Origin of the sequence: Stenotrophomonas sp. TD3 (genome assembly GCF_001939825.1) — a bacterium.
GTDB lineage: Bacteria > Pseudomonadota > Gammaproteobacteria > Xanthomonadales > Xanthomonadaceae > Stenotrophomonas.
The window spans coordinates 3,464,434-3,490,707 of the sequence record NZ_MOYM01000001.1; the positions used below are offsets into that span (position 1 = coordinate 3,464,434).

At 64.6% G+C, this 26,274-nt stretch carries 25 protein-coding genes and 1 tRNA gene; 17 read left to right on the forward strand and 9 right to left on the reverse strand.

Annotated features, from left to right (window positions below):
* Positions 1 to 178: 178 nt before the first annotated feature.
* The 4 genes from BKE09_RS16100 to thiS all read right to left on the reverse strand — a co-directional run bounded on the left by BKE09_RS16100 (position 179) and on the right by thiS (position 3,936).
* The gene (locus BKE09_RS16100; RefSeq protein WP_075676403.1) at positions 179 to 2,026 is read right to left on the reverse strand and encodes an SLC13 family permease; all 1,848 of its coding nucleotides are present in this window, start codon (positions 2,024 to 2,026) and stop codon (positions 179 to 181) included.
* Positions 2,027 to 2,053: 27 nt separating this feature from the next.
* Positions 2,054 to 2,788, reverse strand: coding sequence for a tRNA (guanosine(46)-N7)-methyltransferase TrmB (gene trmB, locus BKE09_RS16105; protein ID WP_008268324.1), 735 nt, complete (start codon positions 2,786 to 2,788; stop codon positions 2,054 to 2,056).
* Positions 2,788 to 3,582 carry a thiazole synthase gene (locus tag BKE09_RS16110; RefSeq protein ID WP_005418798.1) on the reverse strand — a complete coding sequence of 265 codons (795 nt, stop codon included), beginning with the start codon at positions 3,580 to 3,582 and terminating at the stop codon, positions 2,788 to 2,790. Before BKE09_RS16110 ends, trmB begins: the two co-directional genes overlap by 1 nt.
* A gap of 153 nt (positions 3,583 to 3,735) precedes the next feature.
* Positions 3,736 to 3,936, reverse strand: a complete 201-nt coding sequence (gene thiS, locus BKE09_RS16115) for a sulfur carrier protein ThiS (protein WP_014038278.1) — start codon at positions 3,934 to 3,936, stop codon at positions 3,736 to 3,738.
* A gap of 208 nt (positions 3,937 to 4,144) precedes the next feature.
* Between thiS and BKE09_RS16120 the strand changes: the two genes are divergently transcribed.
* The 12 genes from BKE09_RS16120 (at position 4,145) to BKE09_RS16180 (ending at position 14,744) form a co-directional block, all read left to right on the forward strand.
* On the forward strand, positions 4,145 to 5,980 hold the full coding sequence (locus tag BKE09_RS16120) for an autotransporter domain-containing protein (RefSeq protein WP_075676404.1): 1,836 nt from the start codon (positions 4,145 to 4,147) through the stop codon (positions 5,978 to 5,980).
* Positions 5,981 to 6,091: 111 nt separating this feature from the next.
* Positions 6,092 to 6,165: transfer RNA gene (locus BKE09_RS16125), tRNA-Gly, on the forward strand.
* Positions 6,166 to 6,289: 124 nt separating this feature from the next.
* A complete protein-coding gene (locus BKE09_RS16130; RefSeq protein WP_075676405.1) occupies positions 6,290 to 6,508 on the forward strand; it encodes a hypothetical protein in 219 nt (72 codons plus the stop codon).
* A 178-nt stretch (positions 6,509 to 6,686) separates the two neighbouring features.
* The gene (gene rimK, locus BKE09_RS16135; protein ID WP_005418651.1) at positions 6,687 to 7,565 is read left to right on the forward strand and encodes a 30S ribosomal protein S6--L-glutamate ligase; all 879 of its coding nucleotides are present in this window, start codon (positions 6,687 to 6,689) and stop codon (positions 7,563 to 7,565) included.
* A gap of 258 nt (positions 7,566 to 7,823) precedes the next feature.
* Positions 7,824 to 8,303 carry a hypothetical protein gene (locus tag BKE09_RS16140; RefSeq protein ID WP_075676406.1) on the forward strand — a complete coding sequence of 160 codons (480 nt, stop codon included), beginning with the start codon at positions 7,824 to 7,826 and terminating at the stop codon, positions 8,301 to 8,303.
* A gap of 95 nt (positions 8,304 to 8,398) precedes the next feature.
* Positions 8,399 to 8,869: a hypothetical protein gene (locus BKE09_RS16145; protein WP_075676407.1), complete on the forward strand. Its 471-nt coding sequence runs from the start codon at positions 8,399 to 8,401 to the stop codon at positions 8,867 to 8,869.
* A gap of 117 nt (positions 8,870 to 8,986) precedes the next feature.
* Positions 8,987 to 9,448 carry a hypothetical protein gene (locus tag BKE09_RS16150; protein WP_075676408.1) on the forward strand — a complete coding sequence of 154 codons (462 nt, stop codon included), beginning with the start codon at positions 8,987 to 8,989 and terminating at the stop codon, positions 9,446 to 9,448.
* Positions 9,449 to 9,611: 163 nt separating this feature from the next.
* A complete protein-coding gene (locus tag BKE09_RS16155) occupies positions 9,612 to 10,289 on the forward strand; it encodes a response regulator transcription factor (RefSeq protein WP_005410804.1) in 678 nt (225 codons plus the stop codon).
* A complete protein-coding gene (locus BKE09_RS16160; protein WP_075676409.1) occupies positions 10,252 to 11,622 on the forward strand; it encodes a HAMP domain-containing sensor histidine kinase in 1,371 nt (456 codons plus the stop codon). Before BKE09_RS16155 ends, BKE09_RS16160 begins: the two co-directional genes overlap by 38 nt.
* A 492-nt stretch (positions 11,623 to 12,114) precedes the next feature.
* Positions 12,115 to 12,501: a hypothetical protein gene (locus BKE09_RS16165; RefSeq protein WP_075676410.1), complete on the forward strand. Its 387-nt coding sequence runs from the start codon at positions 12,115 to 12,117 to the stop codon at positions 12,499 to 12,501.
* Between the two features lie 786 nt (positions 12,502 to 13,287).
* Positions 13,288 to 13,932: a hypothetical protein gene (locus BKE09_RS16170; protein ID WP_075676411.1), complete on the forward strand. Its 645-nt coding sequence runs from the start codon at positions 13,288 to 13,290 to the stop codon at positions 13,930 to 13,932.
* A gap of 590 nt (positions 13,933 to 14,522) precedes the next feature.
* Entirely contained in the window at positions 14,523 to 14,744 is a 222-nt protein-coding gene (locus BKE09_RS16180) for a hypothetical protein (RefSeq protein WP_139319667.1), read from the forward strand.
* A 4-nt stretch (positions 14,745 to 14,748) separates the two neighbouring features.
* On the opposite strand, the gene coaE is transcribed toward BKE09_RS16180, so the two are convergent.
* Genes coaE through BKE09_RS16195 form a run of 3 tightly spaced genes read right to left on the reverse strand, consistent with a single transcriptional unit; the run spans position 14,749 to position 17,503 of the window.
* Positions 14,749 to 15,360: a dephospho-CoA kinase gene (gene coaE, locus BKE09_RS16185; protein WP_075676414.1), complete on the reverse strand. Its 612-nt coding sequence runs from the start codon at positions 15,358 to 15,360 to the stop codon at positions 14,749 to 14,751.
* An 11-nt stretch (positions 15,361 to 15,371) separates the two neighbouring features.
* Positions 15,372 to 16,235 (reverse strand): A24 family peptidase, encoded by an 864-nt coding sequence (locus BKE09_RS16190; RefSeq protein WP_075676415.1) that lies wholly within the window; start codon positions 16,233 to 16,235, stop codon positions 15,372 to 15,374.
* Between the two features lie 8 nt (positions 16,236 to 16,243).
* Entirely contained in the window at positions 16,244 to 17,503 is a 1,260-nt protein-coding gene (locus BKE09_RS16195; protein WP_075676416.1) for a type II secretion system F family protein, read from the reverse strand.
* 354 nt (positions 17,504 to 17,857) lie between these two features.
* Between BKE09_RS16195 and BKE09_RS16200 the strand changes: the two genes are divergently transcribed.
* From BKE09_RS16200 to pilB, 3 genes are all read left to right on the forward strand, one after another.
* Positions 17,858 to 18,274 carry a pilin gene (locus BKE09_RS16200; RefSeq protein WP_075676417.1) on the forward strand — a complete coding sequence of 139 codons (417 nt, stop codon included), beginning with the start codon at positions 17,858 to 17,860 and terminating at the stop codon, positions 18,272 to 18,274.
* Between the two features lie 128 nt (positions 18,275 to 18,402).
* Entirely contained in the window at positions 18,403 to 18,822 is a 420-nt protein-coding gene (locus tag BKE09_RS16205) for a pilin (RefSeq protein ID WP_075676790.1), read from the forward strand.
* Between the two features lie 64 nt (positions 18,823 to 18,886).
* Positions 18,887 to 20,617 (forward strand): type IV-A pilus assembly ATPase PilB, encoded by a 1,731-nt coding sequence (gene pilB / locus BKE09_RS16210; protein WP_075676418.1) that lies wholly within the window; start codon positions 18,887 to 18,889, stop codon positions 20,615 to 20,617.
* A 119-nt stretch (positions 20,618 to 20,736) separates the two neighbouring features.
* On the opposite strand, the gene BKE09_RS16215 is transcribed toward pilB, so the two are convergent.
* Together BKE09_RS16215 and BKE09_RS16220 are read right to left on the reverse strand one after the other, a co-directional pair.
* Positions 20,737 to 22,110: a sigma-54 dependent transcriptional regulator gene (locus tag BKE09_RS16215; RefSeq protein ID WP_075676419.1), complete on the reverse strand. Its 1,374-nt coding sequence runs from the start codon at positions 22,108 to 22,110 to the stop codon at positions 20,737 to 20,739.
* 54 nt (positions 22,111 to 22,164) lie between these two features.
* On the reverse strand, positions 22,165 to 23,778 hold the full coding sequence (locus BKE09_RS16220) for an ATP-binding protein (protein WP_075676420.1): 1,614 nt from the start codon (positions 23,776 to 23,778) through the stop codon (positions 22,165 to 22,167).
* Between the two features lie 405 nt (positions 23,779 to 24,183).
* Between BKE09_RS16220 and sucC the strand changes: the two genes are divergently transcribed.
* Positions 24,184 to 25,353 (forward strand): ADP-forming succinate--CoA ligase subunit beta, encoded by a 1,170-nt coding sequence (gene sucC, locus BKE09_RS16225; RefSeq protein ID WP_004154430.1) that lies wholly within the window; start codon positions 24,184 to 24,186, stop codon positions 25,351 to 25,353.
* Between the two features lie 20 nt (positions 25,354 to 25,373).
* The gene (gene sucD, locus BKE09_RS16230) at positions 25,374 to 26,249 is read left to right on the forward strand and encodes a succinate--CoA ligase subunit alpha (protein WP_005410793.1); all 876 of its coding nucleotides are present in this window, start codon (positions 25,374 to 25,376) and stop codon (positions 26,247 to 26,249) included.
* Positions 26,250 to 26,274 lie beyond the last annotated feature (25 nt).

Here is a 26,274-nt window from a genome sequence, read left to right on the forward strand (position 1 = left end):
CGGGGCACTGTGGGTTTGCGGGGTGTGAGCGGCATGGATGCCGCGACCAAGCCCCCATGGATGGGTTTACGGCGTCCCCGCAAACCCACAGTGCTTCGCCATCCCACGGAATGCCCGCTGTTGCTGTTGCTTCGGCTTCTGCAGGTGCAGGGCGCAGCCCTGCCAACAAACCTCAACCTCAGAACATCAGGTTGATCATCAGCACCACCACGCAGGTGTAGATCAGCGACAACGGTCCGCCGACCCGCCACATCTCGCGCGGGGTGTAGTTGGCCGGCCCCGTGATCATCGAGATCACCGGGTTGGAGGCCGTCATCAGGTTGTTGGACGCCGACAGCGCCACGATCAGCGCGAACGCGGTCGGGTTGCCACCCGCCGCCAACGCCAGGTTCACCGCGATCGGCACCATCACGATGGTCGCGCCCACATGGCTGATCACCAGCGAGAACGCCGTGGTCAGCAGCGCCAGCGCCACCTCCAGCACCCACACCGGAATGCCGGTCGGCAGCTTGTCGATGGTGTGGCCGGCCACCCACGCCGCCGCGCCACTGGAGTCCATCGCCCAGCCGAGCGGAATCAGCCCGGCCATCATGAATACCGTCTTCCAGTTGATCGAGGCGTAGGCTTCGTCCATGCGCAGCACGCCGGTCAGCAGCATGCCGGCCACGCCGGTCATCAGCGTCAACGCCACCGGCAGCTTGCTGGTCAGCGCGATCAGGATGGTCAGTGCGAAGATCGCCATCGCGATCTTGAACTTGTGCGGGCGCTGCTCGCCGGTCGGGTAGTCGGTCACCACCACGAAGTCGCGGCTGCGGGCGGCCTGCGCCAGGTCGGTCCAGATGCTGTGGAACACCAGCATGTCACCGGCGCGCAGCTGCACGTCGCGTACGTCCTCGCGGATCACCTGCTTGTCGCGGTTGATCGCCAGCAGGCTGATGCCGCGCTCCTTGCGCAGGCGCAGGTCGGCCGCGCTCTTGCCGATCACGTTCGAGGTCGGCGGCACCACCGCCTCGGAAATGCCGGCGCGGCTGGGGTTGAACAGGTCACCCAGATGCTTCAGGCGCGAGGACATACGCAGGAACTGGTTCTGCGCGAAGTCGCTGATCTGTTCGCGCGGGCCCATCGCACCGAGCACGCTGCCGACCCAGATGCGCATCTCCGCCGGTGGTGCCAGGCGGGTGTCGTTGCCGGTCTTCAGGGCCAGCAGCAGCGGTGCATCGTGCAGGGTCTCGGCCTCGCCCAGGGTCATGCCGACCAGCGGGCTTTCGGCGGTCACCACCAGCTCGAACACATCGCCTTCAATGCCATAGGTCTTGGCGAAGTAGCTCTCGGTGCGCGCCGGGGTGACCCCGTCGTTGACCAGGCTTTCCTCTTCGATCAGCTTGCGGTCGCCGTAGTAGCGGAAGTACAGCAGCGAGGCGACCAGCAGCGCCACGCCGATCGGCAGCGGCGCGAACATGCGCAGCGGCTCGATGGTGGCCAGGCCGGAGGGAAGGTTGTTGTTGGCCGAGGCCAGCAGATCGTTCAGCAGGATCAGCGGCGAATTGCCGACCATGGTCAGCGCGCCGCCCATCACGATCGCCGCCGAGATCGGCAGCAGCAGGCGCTGCATCGTCAGCCCGGTGCGCGCCGCCAGTCGCGAGGCGACCGGCAGGTACAACGCCATCACCGACGGGTTCTGCATGAAGGACGAGTTCAGACCGGCGATGGCCGTGGTCATCATCAGCAGCCGCTGCTCGACACCGTGGCCGCGACGCAGCAGCCAGGCGGCCAGCCGGTTCAGCGCCCCGGTGCGGTCCAGGCCCGCACCGAGGATGGTGGTGGCGATGATGCTCATCACCGCGTTACCGGAGAAGCCGCCGAAGATCTCCTCCGGCGCGATCAGGCCGGTGACACCGAGCACCACCAGCACCACCAGCGCGACCACGTCGGCGCGGATGCGCTCGAACAGGAACATCGCCATCGTGAAGCCGACCAGCCCGAGCACGAGCTTCATGTCGTTGGTCAGCGTCAGCGCGGTATCCATGTGGGGCGCGGTGTCCTCAGGTGATCGTCAGGTGCGGTCGTACAGCAGGTCCCAGACGCCGTGGCCGAGCTTCTGGCCGCGGGTCTCGAAGTGGGTCTGCGGGCGCCAGTCCGGGCGCGGCACGCTGCCACGAGGGCCGGCGCGGTTGACCAGGCCGGCGGTGGCATCGAGCACGTCCCACATCTGCTCGGCGTAGTCTTCCCAGTCGGTCGCGCAGTGCAGGCGGCCCCCCGGGCGCAGCTTGCGCACCAGCAGGTCGGCGAACGCCGGCTGCAGCAGGCGGCGCTTGTTGTGGCGCTTCTTGTGCCACGGGTCCGGGAAGTAGATGCGCACTTCATCGAGCGCGCCGTCGGCGATCTCGTTCTGCAGCACTTCCACCGCATCATGGTGGTAAAGGCGCACGTGGTCGGCGTTGTCGTCGGCCAGCGCGTTCAGCAGCCGGCCCACGCCGGGCGCATGCACTTCGATGCCGATGTAGTCCCGCGACGGGTCGTGCTGGGCGGCGAAGCGCAGCGCGGCACCATTGCCGAAGCCGATTTCCAGCACCTTGTGCGCCGGGCGGCCGAAGGTGGCGTCCAGGTCACGCGGCTGGCCGTTGTAGTCGATGCCGAAGCGCGGCCAGCGTTCGTCGAACGCGCGCTGCTGGGCAGGGGTGAAACGGCCCTGGCGCAGCACGAAGCTGCGCACCTCGCGGCGGCCCTCGCTGACAGTGAAGGGCTTGGGCGGGGCCTTGGAACCGGCGCTGTCGAAAGGATTGGTCATCAGCCGATCAGCCCATCCACCGGGGAAGAGGCGCTGGCGTAGCGCTTGCGCGGAATGCGCCCGGCCAGGAAGGCCTCGCGGCCGGCCTCGACCGCCTTGCGCATTGCGCTGGCCATCAGCACCGGGCTGCGTGCGCCGGCGATGGCGGTGTTCATCAGCACACCGTCGCAGCCCAGCTCCATCGCGATCGCCGCGTCCGACGCGGTACCGACGCCTGCGTCGACGATGATCGGCACCTTGGCGTCTTCGATGATCTGCAGCAGGTTGTACTTGTTCTGGATGCCCAGGCCCGAACCGATCGGCGCGGCCAGCGGCATCACCGCAGCGCAGCCGATCTCTTCCAGGCGCTTGGCCAGGATCGGGTCGTCGGAGGTGTAGACCATCACCTCGAAGCCGTCCTTGACCAGCTGCTCGGCCGCCTTGAGGGTCTGCATCACGTCCGGGTACAGGGTCTTCTGGTCGCCCAGCACTTCCAGCTTGGTCAGGTTGTGGCCGTCCAGCAGCTCACGGGCCAGGCGGCAGGTGCGCACCGCGTCCTCGGCGGTGTAGCAGCCGGCGGTGTTGGGCAGGATGGTGAAGCGCTCCGGCGGCAGCACGTCCAGCAGGTTCGGCTCGCCCGGGTTCTGCCCGATGTTGGTGCGGCGGATGGCCACGGTGACGATCTGGGCGCCAGCGGCCTCGGTGGCCAGGCGGGTTTCTTCCAGGTCCTTGAACTTGCCGGTGCCGGTCAGCAGCCGCGAGCCATAGGTCTTGCCGGCGATCACCAGCGAATCGGGGGAGACATGAACGTTCATGGCGCGATTATCGCTTATCCGCCTGAAGATGGGGTCATGCAAGGCGGTGCTGTCCGCAGGAGGGCGAGGGTAGTGCCGGCCGCTGGCCGGCAGATGCAGGGTGCCTCACAGCGTCGGATTGCCGGCCAGGGGCCGGCACTACCAAGGCAGGCCTCAGCCCCCGCCCAGCGCGTGCACGATCTCCACCACGTCGCCTTCGGCCAGGACGTGCTCGCCATGGCGGCTGCGGCTGACGATCTCGCCGTTGACCTCCACCGCCACCCGGCGCTGCAGCAGCTGCTCGGCCAGCAGCAGGTCGTGGAGGGTCGCCGAAGCGGGCAGGGTACGGGGTTCGCCATTGAGCTGGATGTTCATCCGGTCATTGTCGCTGATCGTCGCAATTGCCGTCAGAACCGCTGCAATCCGCCCAGGACGCGACCGCCGGCACACTCCGCAGCGGTGGACCCGGTGACAATCCATGCGGCGGCGCAGCGTGAGCAAAACGCGGCGCAGTGAAACCATTCACCGTGCGCCGGCGTACGTCCGCCGGGTCCTCAACGATTTCCCCACAGGAGTTTCTTACATGCTGCTCAGCAAACGCCCGATCCGCTCCCTGATGGCGGCCGCGATCGCGCTGGCCGCGCTTCCGGCCATGGCAGGCGAATCCCCGTATTCCAAGGCCGTGTTCTTCGGTGACAGCCTCACCGATGCCGGCTATTTCCGCCCGCTGCTGCCGGCCGGCGTGCAGCCGGTCACCGGCCAGTTCACCACCAACCCGGGCTGGGTGTGGTCGCAGCAGGTCGCCAACTACTACGGCGTCAACGGCGCGGCCAACGGCAACGGCCAGAGCGGTGACAACTATGCGGTCGGCGGCGCCCGCGTCGGCGTGGACGTACCGAGCGCGATGGGCACCATCCCGTCGCTGAAGTCGCAGGCGGCACGCTACCTGGCCGCGAATGGCGGCAAGGCTGACGCCAACGTCCTGTACACGGTGTGGGGCGGTGCCAACGACCTGTTCGCCGCCGCCGCTGCGCCGGCGCAGGCACAGGCCATCATCGGCGCGGCCGTCACCGACCAGATCGCGCTGGTGGGCGCGCTGAAGCAGGCCGGTGCCGAATACGTGCTGGTGCCGAACCTGCCGAACGTCGGCCTGACCCCGGCCTTCCGCGGCCCCAATGCCGCCACCGCCACCGCGCTGTCGGCCGGTTACAACAAGGCCCTGTACGGCGGCCTGAAGCAGGCCGGCATCGAGTTCATCCCGCTCGATACCTTCACCGTGCTGGGCGAAGTCGCTGCCAACCCGGGCATGTACGGCTTCACCAACGTCACCAGCACCGGCTGCAAGATCGATCCGGCCAACTCGACGCAGAGCATCCTGACCTGCAACCCGACCAGCTACGTCAGCCCGGATGCGGCCAACACCTACCTGTTCGCCGATGGCGTGCACCCGACCACCGCCGGCCATCAGCTGCTGGGCCAGTACGCGGTCTCGGTGCTGGAAGCACCGCGCCTGCAGCAGGTGCTGAGCCACTCGGCACAGATCATTGGTCGCTCGCGCGCCGACCAGGTCAGCATGCACTTGGGCGGTCGTCCGGCTGACGGCCTGTCCTGGTGGGGCGGCGTGCGTGGTGACCTGCAGCGCTACGACCACGCCGACCTGTATGACGGCTTGGCCCCGGCCGGCCTGTTCGGTATCGACTGGGCACGCGACGGCATGGTGTTCGGCGGCTTCGCCGGCTTCGGCCGCCTCAACGCCGACTTCGGCAACAGCCGTGGCGACTTCACCCAGAAGGACACCACCGCCGGTCTGTTCGCTGGCTGGTATGGCGACCGCATCTGGGTGAACGGCCAGGTCAGCTACACCTGGCTGTCCTACGACGTGAACCGCAAGGTCCAGCTGGGTCCGGCCACCCGTGAGCACGGTGGTTCGCCGGACGGCAGCAACCTGACCGCCGCCCTGAACGCCGGTTACGAGTTCGGCACCGAAGGTGGCTTCCGCCACGGCCCGATCGCCTCGGTGATCTGGCAGAAGGTGAAGATCGACGGCTACACCGAAAGCGCCGCGGCCGGCACCCTGGCCACCGCGCTGGGTTACGACCGCCAGAACGTCGATTCGACCGTCGGCCGCATCGGCTGGCAGGCCCGCTTCGATGGCGGCACCGTCAAGCCGTACGCGCAGGTGACCTACGATCACGAGTTCGAGGACACCAAGCAGGCCAGCGCCTGGCTGCAGACCCTGCCGGAACTGGGCAACTACCGCGTGCCGGGCCTGAACTTTGACAAGAACTACGCCACCGTCGTGCTGGGTGCCCGCACCGAACTGTTCGGCCTGCAGAGCAACTTCGGCCTGAGTGCTTCGACCGGCCAGAAGCGCGCGCAGGACGCCACCCTGTTCGCCAACTTCAGCGGCACGTTCTAAGCAGCAACCGCCGGGGTCGGATCCCTTTCCGCGAGGAAAGGGCTCTGACCCCATTGCGGCACGTTGCCATTGCGCAACACTGGCCCCACCGCATAGACTTTCACCCGCAATGCGGGCGTAGCTCAATGGTAGAGCTGTAGCTTCCCAAGCTACTGACGTGGGTTCGATTCCCATCGCCCGCTCCAATCACGCCACGCGCGTAGACAGAAGGCCGCTCATCAGCGGCCTTCTTCATTTCTGATTAGTTTCATATCCACGGCCATCCGCGCCCGGTTAGCGTTGCCGCATTTTCTACACGGGAAGCAGCGCATGGAAACGAAGGACGACGTCGTCGGCAGTATTCACGAGATCTACAGGAACTCCGGTGCCGGCACCTCCCGGCAGCTGGAAGCACTGCGTGCATTAGGGCGCGCCGGTGGGCCGAAGGCCGCGCAGCTGCTGTGGCAGATCTATGAGGGGACCTCGGCCGGATCGGTCACGCAGATGACCTGCATCGCGGCGCTGGGTGAAGCCGCGCGCGGGTTCTAGAAGAGGAATCAGCCCGCATGCTGAAGCGAGCGTGTGGTGTATCCGGCGGCGGTTGTTCCTTTGCCGGAATCGTCGCCGCAGGAGCCGGCCACCACCGGTGCAGGCAGCGCCGGCCAGGCATCATCCACCCGCCACACGCCCGCGCTATGCTTCGCGCCTGCCGACCGATCCCACCGCGATGAAGCTCGCCATCCTGTCCCGCAACAGCTCTCTGTATTCCACCCGTCGGCTGGTCGAGGCGGCGCGCGCGCGCGGCCACACCGTGCGCATCCTGGACCCGTTGCGCTGCTACATGCGCATCGCCGCCGATGGCTTTTCCATGCACTACAAGGGCCGGCCAATGACCGGCGTGGACATGGTCATCCCGCGCATCGGTGCCTCGATCACCCGCTACGGCACCGCTGTGCTGCGCCAGTTCGAGCTGATGGGCGCACGCACGCCCAATCCGTCCGATGCCATCCTGCGTTCGCGCGACAAGCTGCGCGCGCACCAGCTGCTGGCGGCCAAGGGCATCGACATGCCGGTCACCGTGTTCGGCGACAACCCCGATGACACCGTCGATCTGCTGTCCATGCTTGGCCCGCCGCCACATGTCGTGAAGCTCAATGAAGGCACCCAGGGGCGCGGCGTGATCCTGACCGAAAAGGCCAGTGCCTCGCGCGGCATCGTCGAAGCGCTGCGCGGCCTGTACGCCAACTTCCTGATGCAGGAATTCATCGGCGAGGCCAAGGGGGCCGACCTGCGCTGCTTCGTGGTGGGCGACCAGGTGGTGGCGTCGATGCAGCGGCAGGCACCGGAGGGCGACTTCCGCTCCAACCTGCACGCCGGCGGTACCGCCGTGGCGGCCAAGGCCAGCCGTGCCGAACAGCAGGTGGCGGTGCGCTCGGCCAAGGCGCTGGGCCTGTCGGTGTGCGGCGTGGACCTGATCCGCTCCGCGCGTGGCCCGCTGGTGCTGGAGGTCAACTCCACGCCCGGGCTGGAAGGCATCGAAGCGGCCTGCGGGGTCGACGTGGCCACACGCATCATCGAGCATGTCGAGAAGATCAAAAAGCCCTGATTATTCAGTCGGTTGAGATTCTCATTGGCAAATGATCCGGGGCTTTAACGAGGCTTTAATCGGCCCCGGCGTAGGCTTCAGCGAACCGCAGCTCTGCCTCTCAGCAGGATCGGTATCGGGATACGACTTCAGGCCCAGGCGGGTGCACCGTCTGGGCCTTTTTTATGCCTGTCGGCCCTGTGCCCAAGGTCTCTTGTGGAGGCCGCGTGACGGTCGTAGAGTTGGCCCTTCGTTCCGGGATGGATCGGGAGGTTGGCGATGTACCGCATCATGACGATCGCGTTGCTGCTGGGCCTGTCTGGCGCTGTTGCCGCCAAGCCGGAGAAAGTCGCTGTACAGATGGACCGGCAGGGCTCGGTTGCCGAGCAGATGCGCCAGGTGGAGACCGCCTTGGCCGCCCCCGACTATGCCGAGCTGTCCGCCGAGGATCGCGGCCAGGTACAGCAGTCGCTGTCGCGTATCCGCCAGCACATGGGCGAACGCCAGACCGTGCAGGAGCTGCCGCCGCAGCTGCAGGCCGAGGTCTTCAACGAGCAGGAACGCATCAACACCGTGTTGGCGCGTGGCCATGAAGACAGCCGGCAGATCTGCAAGTACGAACGCACCACCGGCAGCAACATGCCCAAGAGCCGCTGCCTGACCGTAGCCGAACGGCGCCGGATCGAAGAGAAGGGCAAGGCGCTGATCAACGACCAGCGCAGCTACAACACGCTCAGCCCACCGCCCGCCGGGCGTTGACCGCACTGCCTTTCGGCCCACCGAACGTGCCGTAGCGGCGTATCGGTGGCACCGCAGGGTCGATGTTCCACTCATGGAAGAACCTGGAGGTAACGATGCAGCGCATGACCCCCTTCGCCCTGATGCTGGGCCTGGCCCTGGCCACCAGCGCCCACGCCAAGCCCGAGAAAGGGCAGGTGAAGTTCGACGCCAACGCCCCGGTGGCCGAACAGATCCGCAACGTTGAAGCGGCGATCAACACCGAGGACTACAGCGAGATCGGGCTGGAAGACAAAAGCCGCGTGCAGCAGGCGCTCGGCCGCATCAAGATCAAGATGGGCGACCACGAGCGTGTGGAGCAGCTGAGTCCGCACGACCGCACCGAGATATTCAACGACCAGGAAGTGATCAACACGATCATGACCCGCGCACACGCCGACAGCCGCATGGTCTGCCGCCGCGAACGCACCACCGGCAGCAACATGCCGCAGAGCGTCTGCCTGACCGTGGCCCAGCGCCGCAAGGCGCAGGAAGACAGCCGCAAGGCGCTCAATGACAACCAGCGCTTCAACAACTACAAGCCCTGATCGCTGCCGGACCGATCGCATGCGCCGCCATCGGTCACCCTGCCGTGCGTCCCTTGTGGACGCATTGGCAGAATCGTAAAGTCGAGGCCCTATTCATGGACGAACATGGAGCTCGTCATGTACCGCAACACTACGCTCGCCCTGATGCTGTCGCTCGGCCTGGTGGCCACCGTGCAGGCCAAGGCGCAGAAGGACACCGTGCAGATGGATTCCTTCACCCCGGTGTCCGAACAGATCCGCCGCGTTGAAACGGCCATGGGCAGCGAGGACTACAGCGAGATCGGGCTGGAGGACAAGAGCCGCGTGCAGCAGGCCTTGAACCGGATCAGGGTCAAGATGAATGGCCGTGAGAAGGTGGACGAACTGGCCCCGCAGGAGCGCAACGACCTGTTCAACGAGCAGGAGATCGTCAACACCATCATGACCCGTGCCCAGGCCGACAGCCGCATGATCTGCCGCCGCGAGCGCCTCACCGGCAGCAACATGCCGACCAGCGTCTGCCTGACGGTCGCCCAGCGTCGCAAGGCCCAGGAAGAAAGCCGCCAGGCGCTGACCGACCAGCAGCGCATCAGCCGCTGAACCAGCTGACGCGGGGGCTTTTGCCGGTGTCGCCCCTTCGGTACGAAATGTTAAGAATGGAACCTGTATCGTTCAGCAGGTAGACGTCGCGTCCACCCGCACAGGGGCATCCTGAGCGGGTGGGCCTGGCCCCCCGACGACCCTTCAAGAACCAGAGGTCCCAGTGCGCATTCTCGTAATCGAAGACAACAGCGACATCGCCGCCAACCTTGGCGACTACCTTGAGGATCGTGGCCACACCGTGGACTTCGCCGCCGACGGCGTGACCGGGCTGCACCTGGCCGTGGTCCACGAGTTCGACGCCATCGTGCTGGACCTGAACCTGCCGGGCATGGATGGCATCGAAGTGTGCCGCAAGCTGCGCAACGAAGCGCGCAAGCAGACCCCGGTGCTGATGCTGACCGCCCGCGACTCGCTGGACAACAAGCTGGCCGGTTTCGATTCCGGCGCCGATGACTACCTGATCAAGCCGTTCGCGCTGCAGGAAGTGGAAGTGCGCTTGAACGCACTGTCGCGCCGCGGCAAGGGCGTGCAGACCCGCGTGCTGGAAACCGGCGACCTGGAATACAACCTGGACACGCTGGAAGTGCGCCGCCAGGGCAAGCTGCTGCAGCTCAACCCGACCGCGCTGAAGATCCTGCAGGCCCTGATGGAGGCCGCCCCGGCCGTGGTCACCCGCCAGGAGCTGGAAACCCGCGTCTGGGGCGAGGAGCTGCCCGACTCGGATTCGCTGCGTGTCCACATCCACGGCCTGCGTGCGGTGGTCGACAAGCCGTTTGAAGTGCCGCTGATCCAGACCCGCCATGGCATCGGATACCGCATCGCCACCCCGGAAGCCTGATTCCGTGGCAACCAAGGGGGAGCGCCGGCGTTCGCCGTATCGGCGGCGCCTGCGCAGCCGCATCATCGTCTCGTTCGTGTTGTTGGGCTTCTGCCTGACGACACTGTTCGCGTTCGCCACCAACTGGGCCCGCATGCGCGTGGAAAACCAGCTGGTGGAAGACGTGATGAACCGAAACATCAACGAGTACGTGCGGCGGTTCTACGAGAGCCCGGATCGCAACCCCGACCTGCCCGTGCAGCAGATGCGCGCGCGCCTCGTCAAACCCGACAAGTTCGATGCGCTGCGCGAGGAAGAGCCTGATTGGGCAGCGTTGCCTGATGGCAACCACAATATCTCGGGCACTGACGAACGTGGGCAGCCGTACGCCTACAAGCTGGCCGTGCGCAAGACGCCCGACGCCTGGGCGTTCCTGGCCTACGACATGACCGACAGCGTGCGCGGCGGGCAGCAGCTCAACCGCGCACTGGTGCTGTCGGTGCTGGTGTTCAGCCTGTTGTCGCTGGTGCTGGGCTGGTGGTCGGCGTCGAAGGTGATGAAGCCGGTCTCGGACCTGGCCGCGCGGCTGCGTGCCTATCGCGGCGGCACCAGTGATCCCGAGCCGCTGGCGCCGCGCTTCCCCGATGACGAAGTGGGGCAGCTGGCGCAGGCGCTGGATGATTATTCGTCGCGGCTGACCGAAGTGGTACAGCGCGACCGTGAGTTCAATGCCGACGTCAGCCATGAGCTGCGCACGCCGCTGGCGGTGATCCGTGGCGCCACTGAGCTGCTGCTGACCCGGCCCGGCCTGGATGAGAAGGTGCTGCAGCGTCTGCAGCGCATCCAGCGCGCCGAACAACAGTGCAGCGACCTGATCGGCGCACTGCTGCTGCTGTCGCGCAACGAGCGCGGGCAGGGCACCAGCAACGTCGCCCGCGTGGCCGAACAGCTGCTGGACGCCCACCGCGCACAGCTGGGTGGCAAGCCGCTGGAACTGGCACTGGAAGGCGAGCGCAACCTGGTGATCGATGCACCCGAGGCGGCGTTGTCGGTGGCGCTGGGCAACCTGATCGGCAACGCGGTGAAGTACTCGCAGGATGGCGAAGTGCGCGTCTTTGTCGGCAGCAATTCGGTGTCGGTGACTGACAGTGGCCCGGGCCTGAGCGAAGAAGACGCCGCCAAGCTGTTCCAGCGTGGCTATCGCGGCACGCATGCCGGCCATTCGCAGGGCGGTGGCATTGGCCTGTCGATCGTCAGCCGCCTGTGCGATCTGTACGGCTGGCAGGTCAGCGTGCGCCCCGGTGGCGAACGCGGCGTGATCGCTACCCTGACGTTCTCGCCGAAGCCGTTGTAAGGGCCACTGCTTTGGTGGGTGCCGACCTTGGTCGGCACGAACCCTGCCGACCTTGCATCGCGCCCTGTGTCGCTTGTGCCACCGCATCATCCTCGCGGGAATGATCGGCCAGAAGCCCAACACGACATCACCGTGATCGCCGCCACGCCGCGTGCGTGCCCGCATGCACGCATTCGTGCACCCAACTGCGGCTTGAGAATTTCCTTACAGATCACGCTGCTGCGTGATGGCCAGATGGGGCGGCCGGGGCAGGTGCCCTGGCCGGGATTGGCGTCCTGAAAAAAACCAACAATTCAAAAGCTCCAGATGCGCCGCGGCCATCATGGAAAATGCATCGCCTGCCTTGTTTCGGCGGACGGTGCGTGGGGATTCATCAGAATCCGCTGGAGTCTTTTTCCTTAGCTTTTGAGTTGTTGGGTCTCCGGTACGCCAACCCGCACCGTCCGCCACCTTGCATCCGCAGGTGGCCTGCCGACTGCGAGGAGCCTCACCATGTCCGCACGCCCACTGTTCCCCCAACTGCACGCCCTGATCGGCGAAGCCGCCGATCTGCTGCCGGCCGACGTCGCTGAGCGCGTCGAAACCCTGCTCGATGACCCCAAGGATCTGCTGCCCGCGCTGCTGGCCCGCATGGACGGCCGCGATGCCGCCGACGGCCGGCGGCTGGAAGCTGCGGGCCTCAGCCCGGCCCAGGCGGCCACCATGGCCGGCCTCAGCCGCACCCTGGCCGGCTTGAATGCACTCATGCAGGTGCTGCACGCCGCCGAAGCCGCCCGCGAGCAGGGTGGTGCCCACCAGCAGCTCAGCCCGGATGTCGTCGACGGCCTGCTGCTCGGCGCCCGCGAACTGGCCCGCTACGCCCGCCTCCAGCTGGAGTAGATCCACGCCATGCGTGGATGCGCCTCGGTAGTGCCGGCCGCTGGCCGGCAACCAAACCGTCCAGTAGATCCACACCATGCGTGGATTCGCTTCGGTAGTGCCGGCCGCTGGCCGGCAGCCAGGACTCAGCCCCCAGCCAACCCCAGATAGCGCTCATGCAGCGCTCCCACCTGCGCCTGCAGGGCCATCGCTTGTGGCGCAGGTTCATGCACGCGGCTGCTCTTGTGCGAGCGCCTACTATATGAATCCGTATCCGCCACTTCTCTCAAGGCCCGAGGTCGAGTCTGCGGATATCATTGAGGTAGTGCGCGACACGTTAATCAATTGGAAGGGGCGCAGATAAGTGGTGGTCCTAAGGATATTCGGCTTTCTCGTGGGTCTATTGATGGTCGTCTATGGCGTTGCAGTCATGGACGATGCATTGATTGGGACAGGTCCTTGCCGAGCGAACTGTGGTCTCTATAGCGCCTTGATTCGTTTGTTAGGGCAGTCGGTCTATAACAAATTGATGGGCTTTTCCTGGATTGTTGCGGGAGTGATGTTCATTTTTGTTTCCGTTGTGGTTTGGCACGGAAAAGGATCCGCGGAAAGGCGTAGGCGGAAGAAGGGGCGCCTACGTCGATAGAGATGAGTGGATGGAATATCTCAGGAGATCCAAGTCATGCGCGAAAGAGCTTCCGCGCATTGCAAGCGGCTCGGTCCGCAGCGAAGCTTCGATTGCATCATTCTGGTGTTCGTATAATCCTCTGCTCTATTCGTGGAAGTTGCCAATCGTCGGTGGAAGTGATGCATCCTGAGATTGAAGTGAAATTGACGGCTTCGGTAGCTGGCTGTGCGAGCTATGACTTGATGGCGCAGCTTTCGCGCGAAGTGAATGAGCTGGATGCTGCGGATGTTCTGATCAGGAAAGTCGTTGATTGTCGCGGAGCGGCGAGCCTGGCCGACTCGACCCATCAGGCTCTTGAGGTCGATGTGCGAGTTCGGATTGGCGAGGGGGCGAGGGCGTGTCTAAACCTCTCTTCCGTAACCGTTGAAAAGATGGCGTCTATATCCGCTTCATTGAACTTCGATCCCGAGTTGATTGGAGACGACGGCGCAGATGGATTGGAATTGAAGGAGGAAAGTGCCCCATCGACGCGACCTGAGCTGGTTGTCGTTCTCGTTGGTGACTCTCCTGTAAGTGGTGAAGAAGTCATCCTTTCCAGAGTCGAGCGCCAGCAATGCAGAACTGGCGACATCCAGGGGGGAGTTCATGAAGCGTTGCAGCGCGGCCTTGAGAAGGTGGAGGGAGAGGCAAAGCTGTGGGCGCTGCAGGTGGGAGTGCGCCTATCGAGTCAGCGCGGGGTGTGGCCGGGTTTCAATCTTTCTTGTGACGTGATCAGGCTGATGGCGTCTGGTGGAGTCTCATTGGATTTCGATCCGTATGTCTAGCTCGGTCCTGTTGGTGGCCGACAGTTGGAAATCCGAATCGACCACCCCGTATGGCGCTATCCGAAGGTATGCTTGAGCTCGAGGCCCGCTCTGATCTCGTCGACATTCATGGACTTCCCTGAGTGCTTCCTATGAACTACCCGGATGGGGAAAGAGTGCTGCTTGGTGACACCGTTGATCTTGGTGGCGGAACGCGCGGGATCGTGGTTGCCGTGATCGATGATGAGTCTTATGCAGTTGGCTTTTCCGCGGAAGAGTGGCGGTACCTCGGACGAGGTGCGTTGTTGCGAGCGCCTGGATTCGGTCTACTGCATTGTCCAGATACAGAGCACGACTTCACTTTGATCGAGCGCGGTCGATCAGGAAGTCCTGAGTCGTAGAGCTTAAGAGCTTGATTCATCCGCCAAGAGATTGGAGTTATTTGCGCCCGTTGCAGAGTCTTTGGCGCCCACACAGGAAGACAGATGCTTGCCGTGCGTATTTTCGGATGTCTCGTGGGTGTGCTGATGGTCGTCTATGGCGTGGCGGTCATGGACGATGCATTGATTGGAACGGGGCCTTGCTGAGCGAACTGCAGCCTGTACAGCGCCTTGAGTCGTCTGTTCGGGCAGTCGGCCTATAACAAACTGATGGGCTTTTCCTGGGCTGTCGCGGGAGTGATGTTCATTTTTTTTCCGTTGTGGTTTGGCACGGAAAAGGATCGGCGGATAGGCGTAGGCGGAAAAGGCAACGTCAACGTCGATCGAGATGAGGGGGTGGCAATGTCGCAGTGGATCCAAGCCATGCGCGAATGCACTCCCGCGCAACACTAGGGACTCAGCCCCCAGCCAACCCCAGATACCGCGCATGCAACTGTTCCACCTGCGCCTGCAGCTCTTCCGGGTGGCCATCGTTGACCACCACATCATCGGCCAGTGCCAACCGCTGCGTGCGGCTGGCCTGGGCGGCGATCATCTGGTCGGCCAGCGCGGCGTCGATGCCGTCGCGCTGCATCAGCCGGGCGTGCTGCACGGCTTCGGGCGCATCCACCAGCAGTACCCGGTCCAACCACGGGTAGGCTTGCCGCCCACCGACCTCGGTCAGCAGTGGAATGGCGGCAATCGCATAGGGGCTGGCGGCCTGTTCGCACTGCTGTTGCATCAGCAGGCGGATGGCCGGGTGGGTGATCGCTTCCAGCGCGGCCCGTTCGGTCGGGTCGGCGAACACGTGGGTACGCAGGCGCGCCCGGTCCAGGCTGCCGTCCGTCAGCAGCATGTCGGCGCCGAAGCGCTCGGCGATGCGGCCCAGGGCTGGGCTGCCGGCAGCAACCACCGCGCGGGCGGCCAGGTCGGCGTCGGCCACCACGATGCCCAGCGCCTCGAAGCGCCGGGTCACCTCGCTCTTGCCAGCGGCAATGCCGCCGGTCAGGCCAACCACATACCAGCTCATGGGGATTCCCCTCAGCGCAGTCCGCTCAACACCAGGTACTGCTCCACCACGGGAGCGCCCCACATGAAGTACAGCCAGCCCGCGATGGCCAGGTAGGGGCCGAACGGGATCGGCGTGGCGCGATCACGGCCCCGGGTGTACAGCCAGATCGAGCCGATGATGGCGCCCAGCACCGACGACAGCAGGATGATCGGCAGGATGCCCTTCAGCCCGCACCACGCGCCGAGGGCGGCCAGCAGCTTGAAATCTCCGTGGCCCATGCCTTCCTTGCCGGTCAACTGCTTGAACAGCCACCAGACCATCCACAGCGACAGATAGCCCACCGCCGCGCCGACCAAGGCAGGCTTGGCCGGCATGTACAGGTTGTCGATGTTGCCTATCAGGCCCAGCCACATCAGTGGCAGGGTCAACTGGTCGGGTAGCAGCTGGGTGCGCAGGTCGATGCCGGACAAGGCGATCAGGAAGCAGGTCAGCACGATGGCGCCGAAGCCCTGCCAGCCGAAGCCGAACTGCCAGACGCAGGCCAGCACCAGCACCGCGGTCAGGGCCTCGACCAGCGGGTACTGCAGCGAGATCGGCGCCTTGCAGTGGCGGCACTTGCCGCCCTGGATGATCCAGCTGAACAGCGGGATGTTCTCGTACCAGCTCAGCTTGTGCTTGCAATGCGGGCAGTGCGAGGGCTCGACCACGATCCCTGGTGGCGGGGGTTCGTAGAAGTCTGGTTCTTCCAGGACCTCGCGCGCATCGCGCTTCCACTGCCACTCCAGCCGCTTGGGCAGGCGCAGGATGACGACGTTGAGGAAACTGCCCAGCAGCAGCCCCAGGGCGGCCGCGGCGGGGTAGCCGAGGCCGGGATGCTGGTCGAGAAATGCCATTGATGCCTTTAGCCGACGACGGCGCCAAGTTTGAAGATGGGAAGGTACATGCCGATGACCATACTGCCTACAACGACACCGATGAAGACCATGATCATCGGTTCGAGCAGGCTGCTCAGGGCATCCACAGCATTATTGACTTCCTGTTCATAATACTCGGCGACCTTGAACAGCATCGCATCCAGTGCACCGGCTTCCTCGCCAATGCCGGTCATCTGGATGACCATGTGCGGGAACAGTGCGGTCTGCTTCATGGCCATGTTGACGGGGTAGCCCACTGCGACATCGTCGCGCATGCGCAGGACGGCCTCCTCGTAGACCTTGTTGCCCGTGGCGCCCGCGACGATTCCGAGCGCCTCCACGAGCGGCACACCGGCCTTGAACGTTACGGCAGTTGTTCTTGCGAACCGTGCAACGGCACTGTTGTTCATGATCTGGCCGATGACGGGGATCTTGAGCACAAATCGATCAAGTGTGTGCTGCATTTTTAGGGAGCGTTTGTAGCTCATGACAAAGCCGGCGACTGCGCCCACCAGGACGAGGGCCATCAGCCACCACCATGAAACCATGAATCGCGAGAGGTCTACGATCAGCTGGGTGAAGGCAGGCAAGTCCGCACCAAAGCTCTTGAAGACCTCCTCGAACTGCGGCACCACGAAAATCAACATGATCGCACTGACCAGCAGCGCGACAACGACCACCATGGCAGGGTAGAACAAGGCCTTCCTGATTTTTCCTTTTAGCCCTTCGATGTTCTCTTTGTATGTTGCTACTGTGTCCAGCACAGTCTCCAGCACGCCGGCGCCTTCGCCTGCCCGAACCAGGTTCCGATAGAGTTCGTCAAACTGCACGGGATGCTTGCTGACAGACTCGTACAACGACGAGCCACCTTCAATGTCGGTACGGATCCCGTCGACCATCTTCTTCATGCGCGGGTTCTTGTGGCCGCTGCCGATGATGTCCAGCGCCGAAACAATCGGTACGCCAGATTTCATCATCGTCGCCATCTGGCGACTGAAGAACGCGATATCTTTGGGTGTAATTCGACTTCCCGCAGCCCCGAACAGCGGCTTCGGCTTTGGCTTTACCTGGCCTGGGCTTATGCCCTGCCGGCGAAGCTCGGCACGGAGTAGGTTGGCGTTCTTTGCCAACTGCTCTCCCTTCATCTTCACACCCCGCTTGTCGGTCCCCTCCCAGACAAACGGCTGCAGTTCCGTGGTGCTGCGCGCCACGGGCTCCTTCTTGATCGCACTGCGACTGACAGACATATCGGCTCCCCAAGACCCGCCATCCCCAGGCGGGCGTCTAGCCGTTGATGGTAGCCGGTTCACGTCCGTCTGGGCAGTTGCCAGGGGGGCCATGATGCGAATTCGTGCCGGGTGCCGACCAAAGGTGACGCACTGCGTCACATTGCCGCGTCCATCGCAGATTTGCACCCGGGGGGTTCCCATCCGTGAAATAGCTGCCATCATGGGCGCGGGGAAATCCAGGGGGAGGCGTGCCGGGGTTGGCACGCAACCTGCGTTGATCCACCCGCAGGGGGCAGGACCCGCTCAGCTGGCCGCTGGCCAGACCGATCCTGTGCTCTGAAATCAACCACCACTATCTTGGGGATGTACCAAATGAACAACCAGAAGGGCTTCACCCTTATCGAACTGATGATCGTCGTTGCGATCATCGCCATCCTGGCCGCCATCGCGATCCCGCAGTACAACGACTACACCGCCCGCGCCCAGATGTCTGAGGCTTACACGCTGGCCAGTGGTCTGAAGACTCCGGTTGTTGAAGCTTTTGCACAGGACGATGACGCCGCCAAGTCGTGCGTCGTTCCGGCCAGCTCCGTGCAGAAGGGCAAGTACGTCGCCACGGTCGTTGCCAACGGTGCGTCGCCCTGCGTTATCACTGCCACCATGGGTACCACCGGCGTGAACGCCAAGGCTTCGGGTAAGAAGGTTGAACTCACCTTTACCCCGGCGACTGGTGCTTGGACCTGCTCGACCGACGTCGACGCGTCCGTCAAGCCGAAGGCCTGCGTCTAATCGACCAGCTTCGCTGTACAGAAAGGCCCCGGCTCAGCCGGGGCTTTTTTTTACGGAGCCAGATGTGTTCTCGATGAAAGGTAAGTCTCGTCGAACATCGTTGACACTGCGCATTGGGGAGCGCATTTATGAAGAATGAAGCCGGTTTTACCTTGATCGAGTTGATGATCGTCGTGGCGATCATCGCAATTCTTGCAGCGATCGCAATACCTCAATACAACGATTACACGGCACGGACTCAACTGTCTGAGGCTGTCGTATTGATGGGTGGGCTGAAGATTCCAGTGGGGGAGCAATTCGCAAACGCGAATGATGCCAGCTCGTGCGCGTTGCCCAATACCGCCATTACGCAGGGGAAGTACGTGGCCAGCATTTCAGCCGCGGCTGCCACTCCTTGTGTCATCACTGCTCAGATGAAGGCGACTGGTGTAAACGGCAAGGTTGCTTCGGCCTCGGTTGTCATCACCTATGCACCTGCAACCGGTGTATGGGACTGCACCACCAGTGCGCCTGCCGAAGTTGCACCCAAGGGTTGCCCTCACAAGTAAGTGTTGCTGAGGTTCCTGTCGAAGCGGCGGTGGGGTACGCTTCCTGCGGGAGTAGGAGTATTTCATGAACGCAAGTATCACCGCCAATCTCGTAGGCATCACTGGTCTGGCCCGCCGCTTGGTCCAGGATGGTGCGTTGGACGAGGCCACCGCCCGCGACGCCATGGCCAAGGCCGCCGCTGCTCGACAACCGTTGCCCACCTGGTTCGCGCAGAACAAGGTGGTCGGCGCCGCGCAGTTGGCGGCCGCCAATGCGGTCGAGTTCGGCATGCCGCTGTTCGACGTGTCCACGTTCGATGCCAGCCAGAACGCGATGAGCCTGGTCAGCGAGGAGCTGCTGCGCAAGCACAACGTGCTGCCGTTGTTCAAACGCGGTGGCAAGCTGTTCGTGGGCACCAGCAACCCGACCCATTCGCTGGACGAGATCAAGTTCCACACCAATCTGGTGGTGGAGCCGATCCTGGTCGATGAGGACCAGATCCGCCGCACGCTCGAGCAGTGGCATGCCAGCCATGACACGCTGGGCGACGCGCTGGGGGGGGACGACGATGGCATCGGTAATCTGGATGTGTCCGGCGGTGACGAGGACATTTCTGGAGGGGGCGACTCCGGCATCGACGCCAAGGGTGATGACACCCCGGTGGTGAAGTTCGTCAACAAGGTGCTGGTGGACGCGATCCGCAAGGGCGCCTCGGACATCCACTTCGAGCCCTATGAAGACGACTATCGTGTGCGCTTGCGCATCGACGGTCTGCTGAAGATGGTCGCGCGTGCGCCGGTGAAGTTGAACCAGCGTATCGCCGCGCGCCTGAAGGTGATGGCGCAGCTGGATATCGCCGAAAAGCGCGTGCCGCAGGATGGACGCATCAAGCTCAACCTGTCCAAGACCAAGCAGATCGACTTCCGCGTGAGCACGCTGCCGACGCTGTTCGGCGAGAAGGTGGTGCTGCGTATCCTGGACGGCAGCGCGGCCAAGCTGGGCATCGACAAGCTGGGTTACGAACCGGACCAGCAGAAGCTGTTCCTGGAAGCCATCCACAAGCCGTACGGCATGGTGCTGGTGACCGGCCCGACCGGTTCGGGCAAGACGGTGTCGCTGTACACCGCGCTGGGCATCCTCAACGACGAGACGCGCAACATCTCAACCGCCGAAGACCCGGTGGAAATCCGTCTGCCGGGCGTCAACCAGGTGCAGCAGAACAACAAGCGCGGCATGACCTTCGCCGCGGCACTGCGCTCGTTCCTGCGACAGGATCCGGACATCATCATGGTCGGCGAAATCCGCGACCTGGAAACGGCCGAGATCGCGATCAAGGCGGCGCAGACCGGCCACATGGTGCTGTCCACGCTGCACACCAATGATGCGCCGCAGACCATCGCGCGCCTGATGAACATGGGCATCGCGCCGTACAACATCACCAGCTCGGTGACCCTGGTGATCGCCCAGCGCCTGGCGCGCCGGCTGTGCAGCAACTGCAAGCGCCCATCCAACCTGCCCGAGCATGCGCTGCTGGCCGAAGGCTTCACCCAGGCACAGCTGGATGCGGGTATCGAGCTGTATGAGGCGGTCGGCTGTGATGAGTGCACCGAGGGCTACAAGGGCCGTACCGGTCTCTACCAGGTGATGCCGATGACGGACGAGATCGCCACGATCGTGCTGGCCGGTGGCAATGCGTTGCAGATTGCCGAGGCCGCACAGCAGATCGGGGTGAACGATCTGCGCCAGTCGGCGTTGAAGAAGGCGGCTGCGGGTGTGACCAGCCTGGCCGAGATCAATCGCGTTACCAAGGATTGAGGTAGATCCACGCCGTGCGTGGATGCCGCGATGCGTGAGGTTGCCGGCCAGCGGCCGGCACTACCAGGTTCGTCGGTAGATCCACGCCATGCGTGGATGGCGCAGTGCCGACCCCGGGTTTACTCCATCCCCAGCTTCTTCAGCTTGTAGCGCAGCGCGCGGAAGGTGATGCCCAGCTGCGCGGCGGTGCGGGTCTTGTTCCAGCGGTTCTCTTCCAGCGCGCGCTGGATGGCGCTGCGTTCGAGCTGTTCGATGTACGAGGGCAGGGCGGCGCTGCCGGGCTGCAGGTCCACCACGGCTTCGGCATGTGCTGCGCTGCCGGGCGTGCGCGGGGCGTGCTGCGGCAGGCGCAGGTCGTCGGCGCCGATGCGGTCTTCTTCGGCCAGTGCCAGCGCGCGTTCCAGGATGTTTTCCAGTTCACGCACGTTGCCGGGGAAGGCGTACTGCGCCAGTGCGTCCAGTGCCGACGGCGCCAGCAGCGGCGTCGGGCGGCCATGGCTGCGGGCCAGCCGTGCCAGCACCGATGCGGCCAGTTCCGGCAGGTCCTGGCGACGCTCGCGCAGCGGCGGCACCCTCAGTTCGATCACGTTGATGCGGTAGTAGAGGTCGTGGCGGAAGCGCCCGTCCTCGACCAGTTCGGCCAGGTCCTTGTGGGTGGCCGAGAGGATGCGCACGTCCACCGGCTCCTCGTTGGCAGCGCCGACCGCCCGCACCGATTTTTCCTGGATCGCGCGCAGCAGCTTCACCTGCATCTGCAGGGGCAGCTCGGCCACTTCGTCGAGGAACAGGGTGCCGCCATGCGCGGCCTGGAACAGCCCGGGCTTGTCGGCGTGGGCGCCGCTGAAGCTGCCCTTGCGGTGGCCGAAGAATTCGCTCTCCATCAGCTCGCCGGGAATGGCGCCGCAGTTGACCGGCACGAACGGGCCGGCCGCACGGGCGCCCTGGGCATGGATGGTGCGCGCGACCAGTTCCTTGCCCACGCCGGATTCACCGAGGATGTAGACCGGCGCCTGGCTGCGCGCGACCTTGCCGATGGTGGTGCGCAGCACGTCCATGGCCGGCGAGTCGCCAAGCAGGCGCGCACCCTGTTCGGCGGCGGGGCCGGGCGCGGGGCGTTCGGTGTTGTTGAGCTCCAGCGCGTGCTTGACCAGGCCACGCAGCACGGCGATGTCCACCGGCTTGCTGACGAAGTCGAAGGCGCCGGCCTTCAGCGCTTCCACCGCCAGGTCCATGCTGCCGAAGGCGGTGATCATCGCTACCGGCGTGCGCGGGTAGTGCTGGGCGATCTCGCTGACCAGCTCGATGCCATTGCCGTCCGGCAGGCGCATGTCGGTGATGCACAGGTCGTACGGATTACTGGCCAGCAGTTCGCGCGCTTCGGCAAGGTTGGCTGCCGTACTGATGCGCAGCCCCATGCGGCCGAGCGTCAGTACCAGCAGTTCGCGGATGTCGCGTTCGTCGTCGACGACGAGGGCGCTGCGGGTTTCGTTCATGGGCGTGAAAGATAAACGAGAGGGCTGGAAGCGACAAATGTTTGACGCACGGAATCAGCTCGGCAGCAGTGTATGCGGGCCGGGCAGCACCAGGCGGAAGCAGGAGCCACCGGCCGGAACCGGGATGTAGTCGAGCCGTGCCTGATTGGCCCGGCACAGCTCGCGGGCGATGTACAGGCCCAGCCCGGTGCCATGCTCGGACGTGGTGAAGAACGGCCGGAACAACTGCGCGGCGACACTCTCGGGAATGCCGGGGCCACGATCCATCACGTCGATGACCGCACTGCGCTCGTGCTGCGCCACGCGCAGGCGCACCCGTGCCGGTTGCTGGCCGATGCGTCCGTACTTGAGTGCGTTGTGCACCAGCACGGTCAGCACCTGGTAAAGGTGCTTGGTGTCGACCTGGGCCAGCACCGAGGTGTCGTTGATGATCGGCTCGATGCTGTCGGTCTCCAGCGTCTGCCCCTGCTTGTACTCCAGCACGAAGCGGCGCACGAAGGCGGCCAGGTCGACGTTCTCGGGCGTGGCGCGCTCGCGTCGGGCCAGGCCCAGCACGCTTTCGACAATGCCATTGGTGCGCTGGCACTGCTGGCGGATGATCTGCAGCAGGCGGCGGTCGCTTTCGTTGAAGCCGGTCCCTTCTTCCAGCAGCTGCACCGCGTAGTTGATCGCGGCCAGCGGATTGCGGATCTCATGGGCGAGGCTGGCCGAGAAGCGCCCCATCGCCGATAGGGTGAGCGATTCGGCACGGCGCGAGACCACGCTGGAGTCGTCCAGGAACACCAGGGCCAGGTCGCTGCCGGCCAGCAGGCGCGCGAAGCGGGGTTGCACTTCAGGCTGGTCGGGGTTGAGTTGCAGCGGCAGTTCGTCCTGGGCCCAGCCGTTGCGCCAGCGCTGCAGGCGACGGGCGAGTTCCGGGGCGGCGCTGGCCAGGTCCAGGCGGCCGCTTTCGCCACTGCCATCGCTGTCACCGAGCAGCATCGAGGCGGCTTCGTTGGCCAGGGTGACGCGGTTGTCGGCGTCGACCACCAGCACGCCGGTACGCATGCGGCGGATGATCAGCTCGTTGATCTGGAACAGGTTGGCCACTTCATCGCCGCGCTGGTTGGCCAGCTGCTGGTTGCGGCGCGCGCGGCTGCCGACCTGGTAACTGATGAAGGCCAGCGCCAGGTAGCTGGTGGCGAACATCGCCAGTTCGGCCAGCGTACGGGTGGGATCGCCGCCTTCCAGCAGCTTCCAGGTGTACTCCACGCCGGTGGCGAGGCTGGCGGCCAGCGCCAGGCCCAGCCCCAGGCTGAGCGGGAGCAGGGTGGCGGCCGCGGCGATGTTGAACAGCAGCGACATCGAGATGCCGGCGCTGGCACCGGGCAGGGCATGTGACAGCAGGGTGGCGGCGACGATATCCACCAGCACGCCGCTGACCACGATCGGGCGCAGCCAGCGTTCGTTGCGGCCGATCACCAGGGCCAGCAGGGACAGCACCAAGTAGATGGCGGCGACGGTGTCGGCCAGCCGCGGGTGGTGCGCTTCGCCGACCATGGCCGACAGCGGGCTGTAGAGCAGGGCGGCGATGACCGAGGCGATCAGCACCCGGTACAGCGCGAAGAAATACAGCTCACGCCGCGGAATCGATTCGATGCGGTCGATCAATGAAGCACTGGGTGACACGCCGGAACTCCCCTTCTGGCTGCCTGGGTCTGGAATCTGCGGCGGGCCTGCCTGGCGTCCCCTGAAGCCGGGCGGGCACGACGCTTCGATGTGGCCTGCGGTGGAAGCCGTCGAGCTGGCTCGACTCTACACACCTTGGTTGACCAGTATAGGGCGCCCGGCACGGCGCCGCCGGAGCGGGCCGGATCGCGCATTTGGCCCGGGATGGATACCGGTGGCCAGTGGGCCCCCGGGCGCAACTGCCTGAATGACGGCGGAAATCTGGCCGGGTCTGGCGTTTTGTACAGACTTCTTTGCGCCCCGGCGCTGGCTCGGCCACAATAGTGGGCCCGCCGCGGTCCATGCCGGCGCCCCGCCGGGGCCCTGAGGAATTGCGTGCGGTCGTTCCTATTCCCACGGTGACGCATGAATTTCCACGAATACCAGTCAAAACAACTGCTTGCCGAGTACGGCATCCCGGTCCCGGCCGGCAAGGTCGCTGCGACCCCGGACGAAGCGGTTGCCGCTGCCAACTCCCTGGGCCAGGGCCCCTGGATGGTCAAGGCGCAGATCCACGCTGGCGGCCGCGGCAAGGCTGGCGGCGTCAAGTTCTGCAAGACCACCGACGACGTGAAGGCCGCTGCGGCCAAGATGCTCGGCACCAAGATGGCCACCTACCAGACCGCTGGCGTTGAACTGCCGGTCAACCTGGTGCTGGTGACCACCGCCGGCGAGATCGTCAAGGAACTGTACCTGTCGGTGCTGGTCGACCGTGGCACCAAGACCATCACCTACATCGCCTCTTCGGAAGGCGGCGTGGAAATCGAGCAGGTCGCTGCTGAAACCCCGGAGCTGATCCACTCGCTGAACGTCGACTTCGTCGAAGGCGTGCAGGGTTACCACGGCCGTGATTTCGGCTTCAAGCTGGGCCTGACCGCCAAGCAGGCCGGCCAGTTCGCCAGCATCATGGTGAACCTGTACCGCCTGTTCAACGAAAAGGACCTGGCCCTGGTTGAAATCAACCCGCTGGCCATCCTGGACGACGGCAACCTGTACGCGCTGGACGGCAAGTTCGACAGCGACGACAACGCCGCGTTCCGCCAGAAGGCCCTGGTCGCCATGCGCGACAAGACCCAGGAAGATCCGACCGAAGTGATCGCTTCGGAGCTGGACATCAACTACGTCACCATGGACGGCAACATCGGCTGCATGGTGAACGGCGCCGGCCTGGCCATGGCCACCATGGACGTCATCAAGCTCAACGGCGGCGAGCCGGCGAACTTCCTGGACGTGGGCGGCGGTGCCAACAAGCAGCGCGTCATCGAAGCGTTCAAGCTGATCCTGTCCTCGGACAAGGTTGAAGGCATCTTCGTCAACATCTTCGGCGGCATCGTCCGCTGCGACATGATTGCCGAAGGCATCATCGCCGCCGTGAAGGAAGTGGGCGTCAAGGTTCCGGTCGTGGTGCGCCTGGAAGGCACCAACGTGGAAGAAGGCAAGCAGCTGCTGCGCGACAGCGGCATGGCCATCATCCCGGCTGACAACATCAACGATGGCGCCAAGAAGATCGTTGAAGCTGTCAAGAACGCTGCCTGATTCGACACCAAGGAATTCCCATGTCTGTTTTGATTAACAAGAACACCAAGGTGATCGTGCAGGGCTTCACCGGCCAGCAGGGCACCTTCCACGCCACTCAGATGATCGAGTACGGCACCCAGGTTGTTGGCGGCGTGACCCCGGGCAAGGGTGGCACCACCCATATCGACCTGCCGGTCTTCAACACCGTTGCCGACGCCGTGCAGAGCACCGGCGCCAATGCTTCGGTCATCTACGTGCCGCCGCCGTACGCGGCTGACGCGATCCTGGAAGCCGCTGCTGCCGGCATCAAGGTCATCGTCTGCATCACCGAAGGCATCCCGGTGCTGGACATGCTGCGCGTCAAGAACGTGCTGACCCGTTCGCATCCGGACACCGTGCTGATCGGGCCGAACTGCCCGGGCGTCATCACCCCGGGTGAGTGCAAGATCGGCATCATGCCGGGCCACATCCACCAGCCGGGCAAGATCGGCATCGTGTCGCGTTCGGGCACCCTGACCTATGAAGCGGTCAAGCAGACCACCGAAGTCGGCCTGGGCCAGTCCACCTGCATCGGCATCGGCGGTGACCCGATCAACGGCCTGAACTTCGTCGACTGCCTGAAGCTGTTCAACGAAGACCCGCAGACCGAAGGCATCATCATGGTTGGCGAAATCGGCGGTGACGCTGAAGAAGCCGGCGCCGAGTACATCAAGAACCACGTGAAGAAGCCGGTCGTCGGTTTCATCGCCGGTGCGTCGGCTCCGGCCGGCAAGCGCATGGGCCACGCTGGTGCGATTGCTTCGGGCGGCAAGGGCACCGCGGAAGGCAAGTTCGCCGCGATGGAAGCCGCTGGCGTCGTCACCGTCCGTTCGCCGGGCGACCTGGGCGCTGCCATCGCCAAGCTGGTGAAATAAGAGTGTTGCCGGCCCTCGGCCGGCA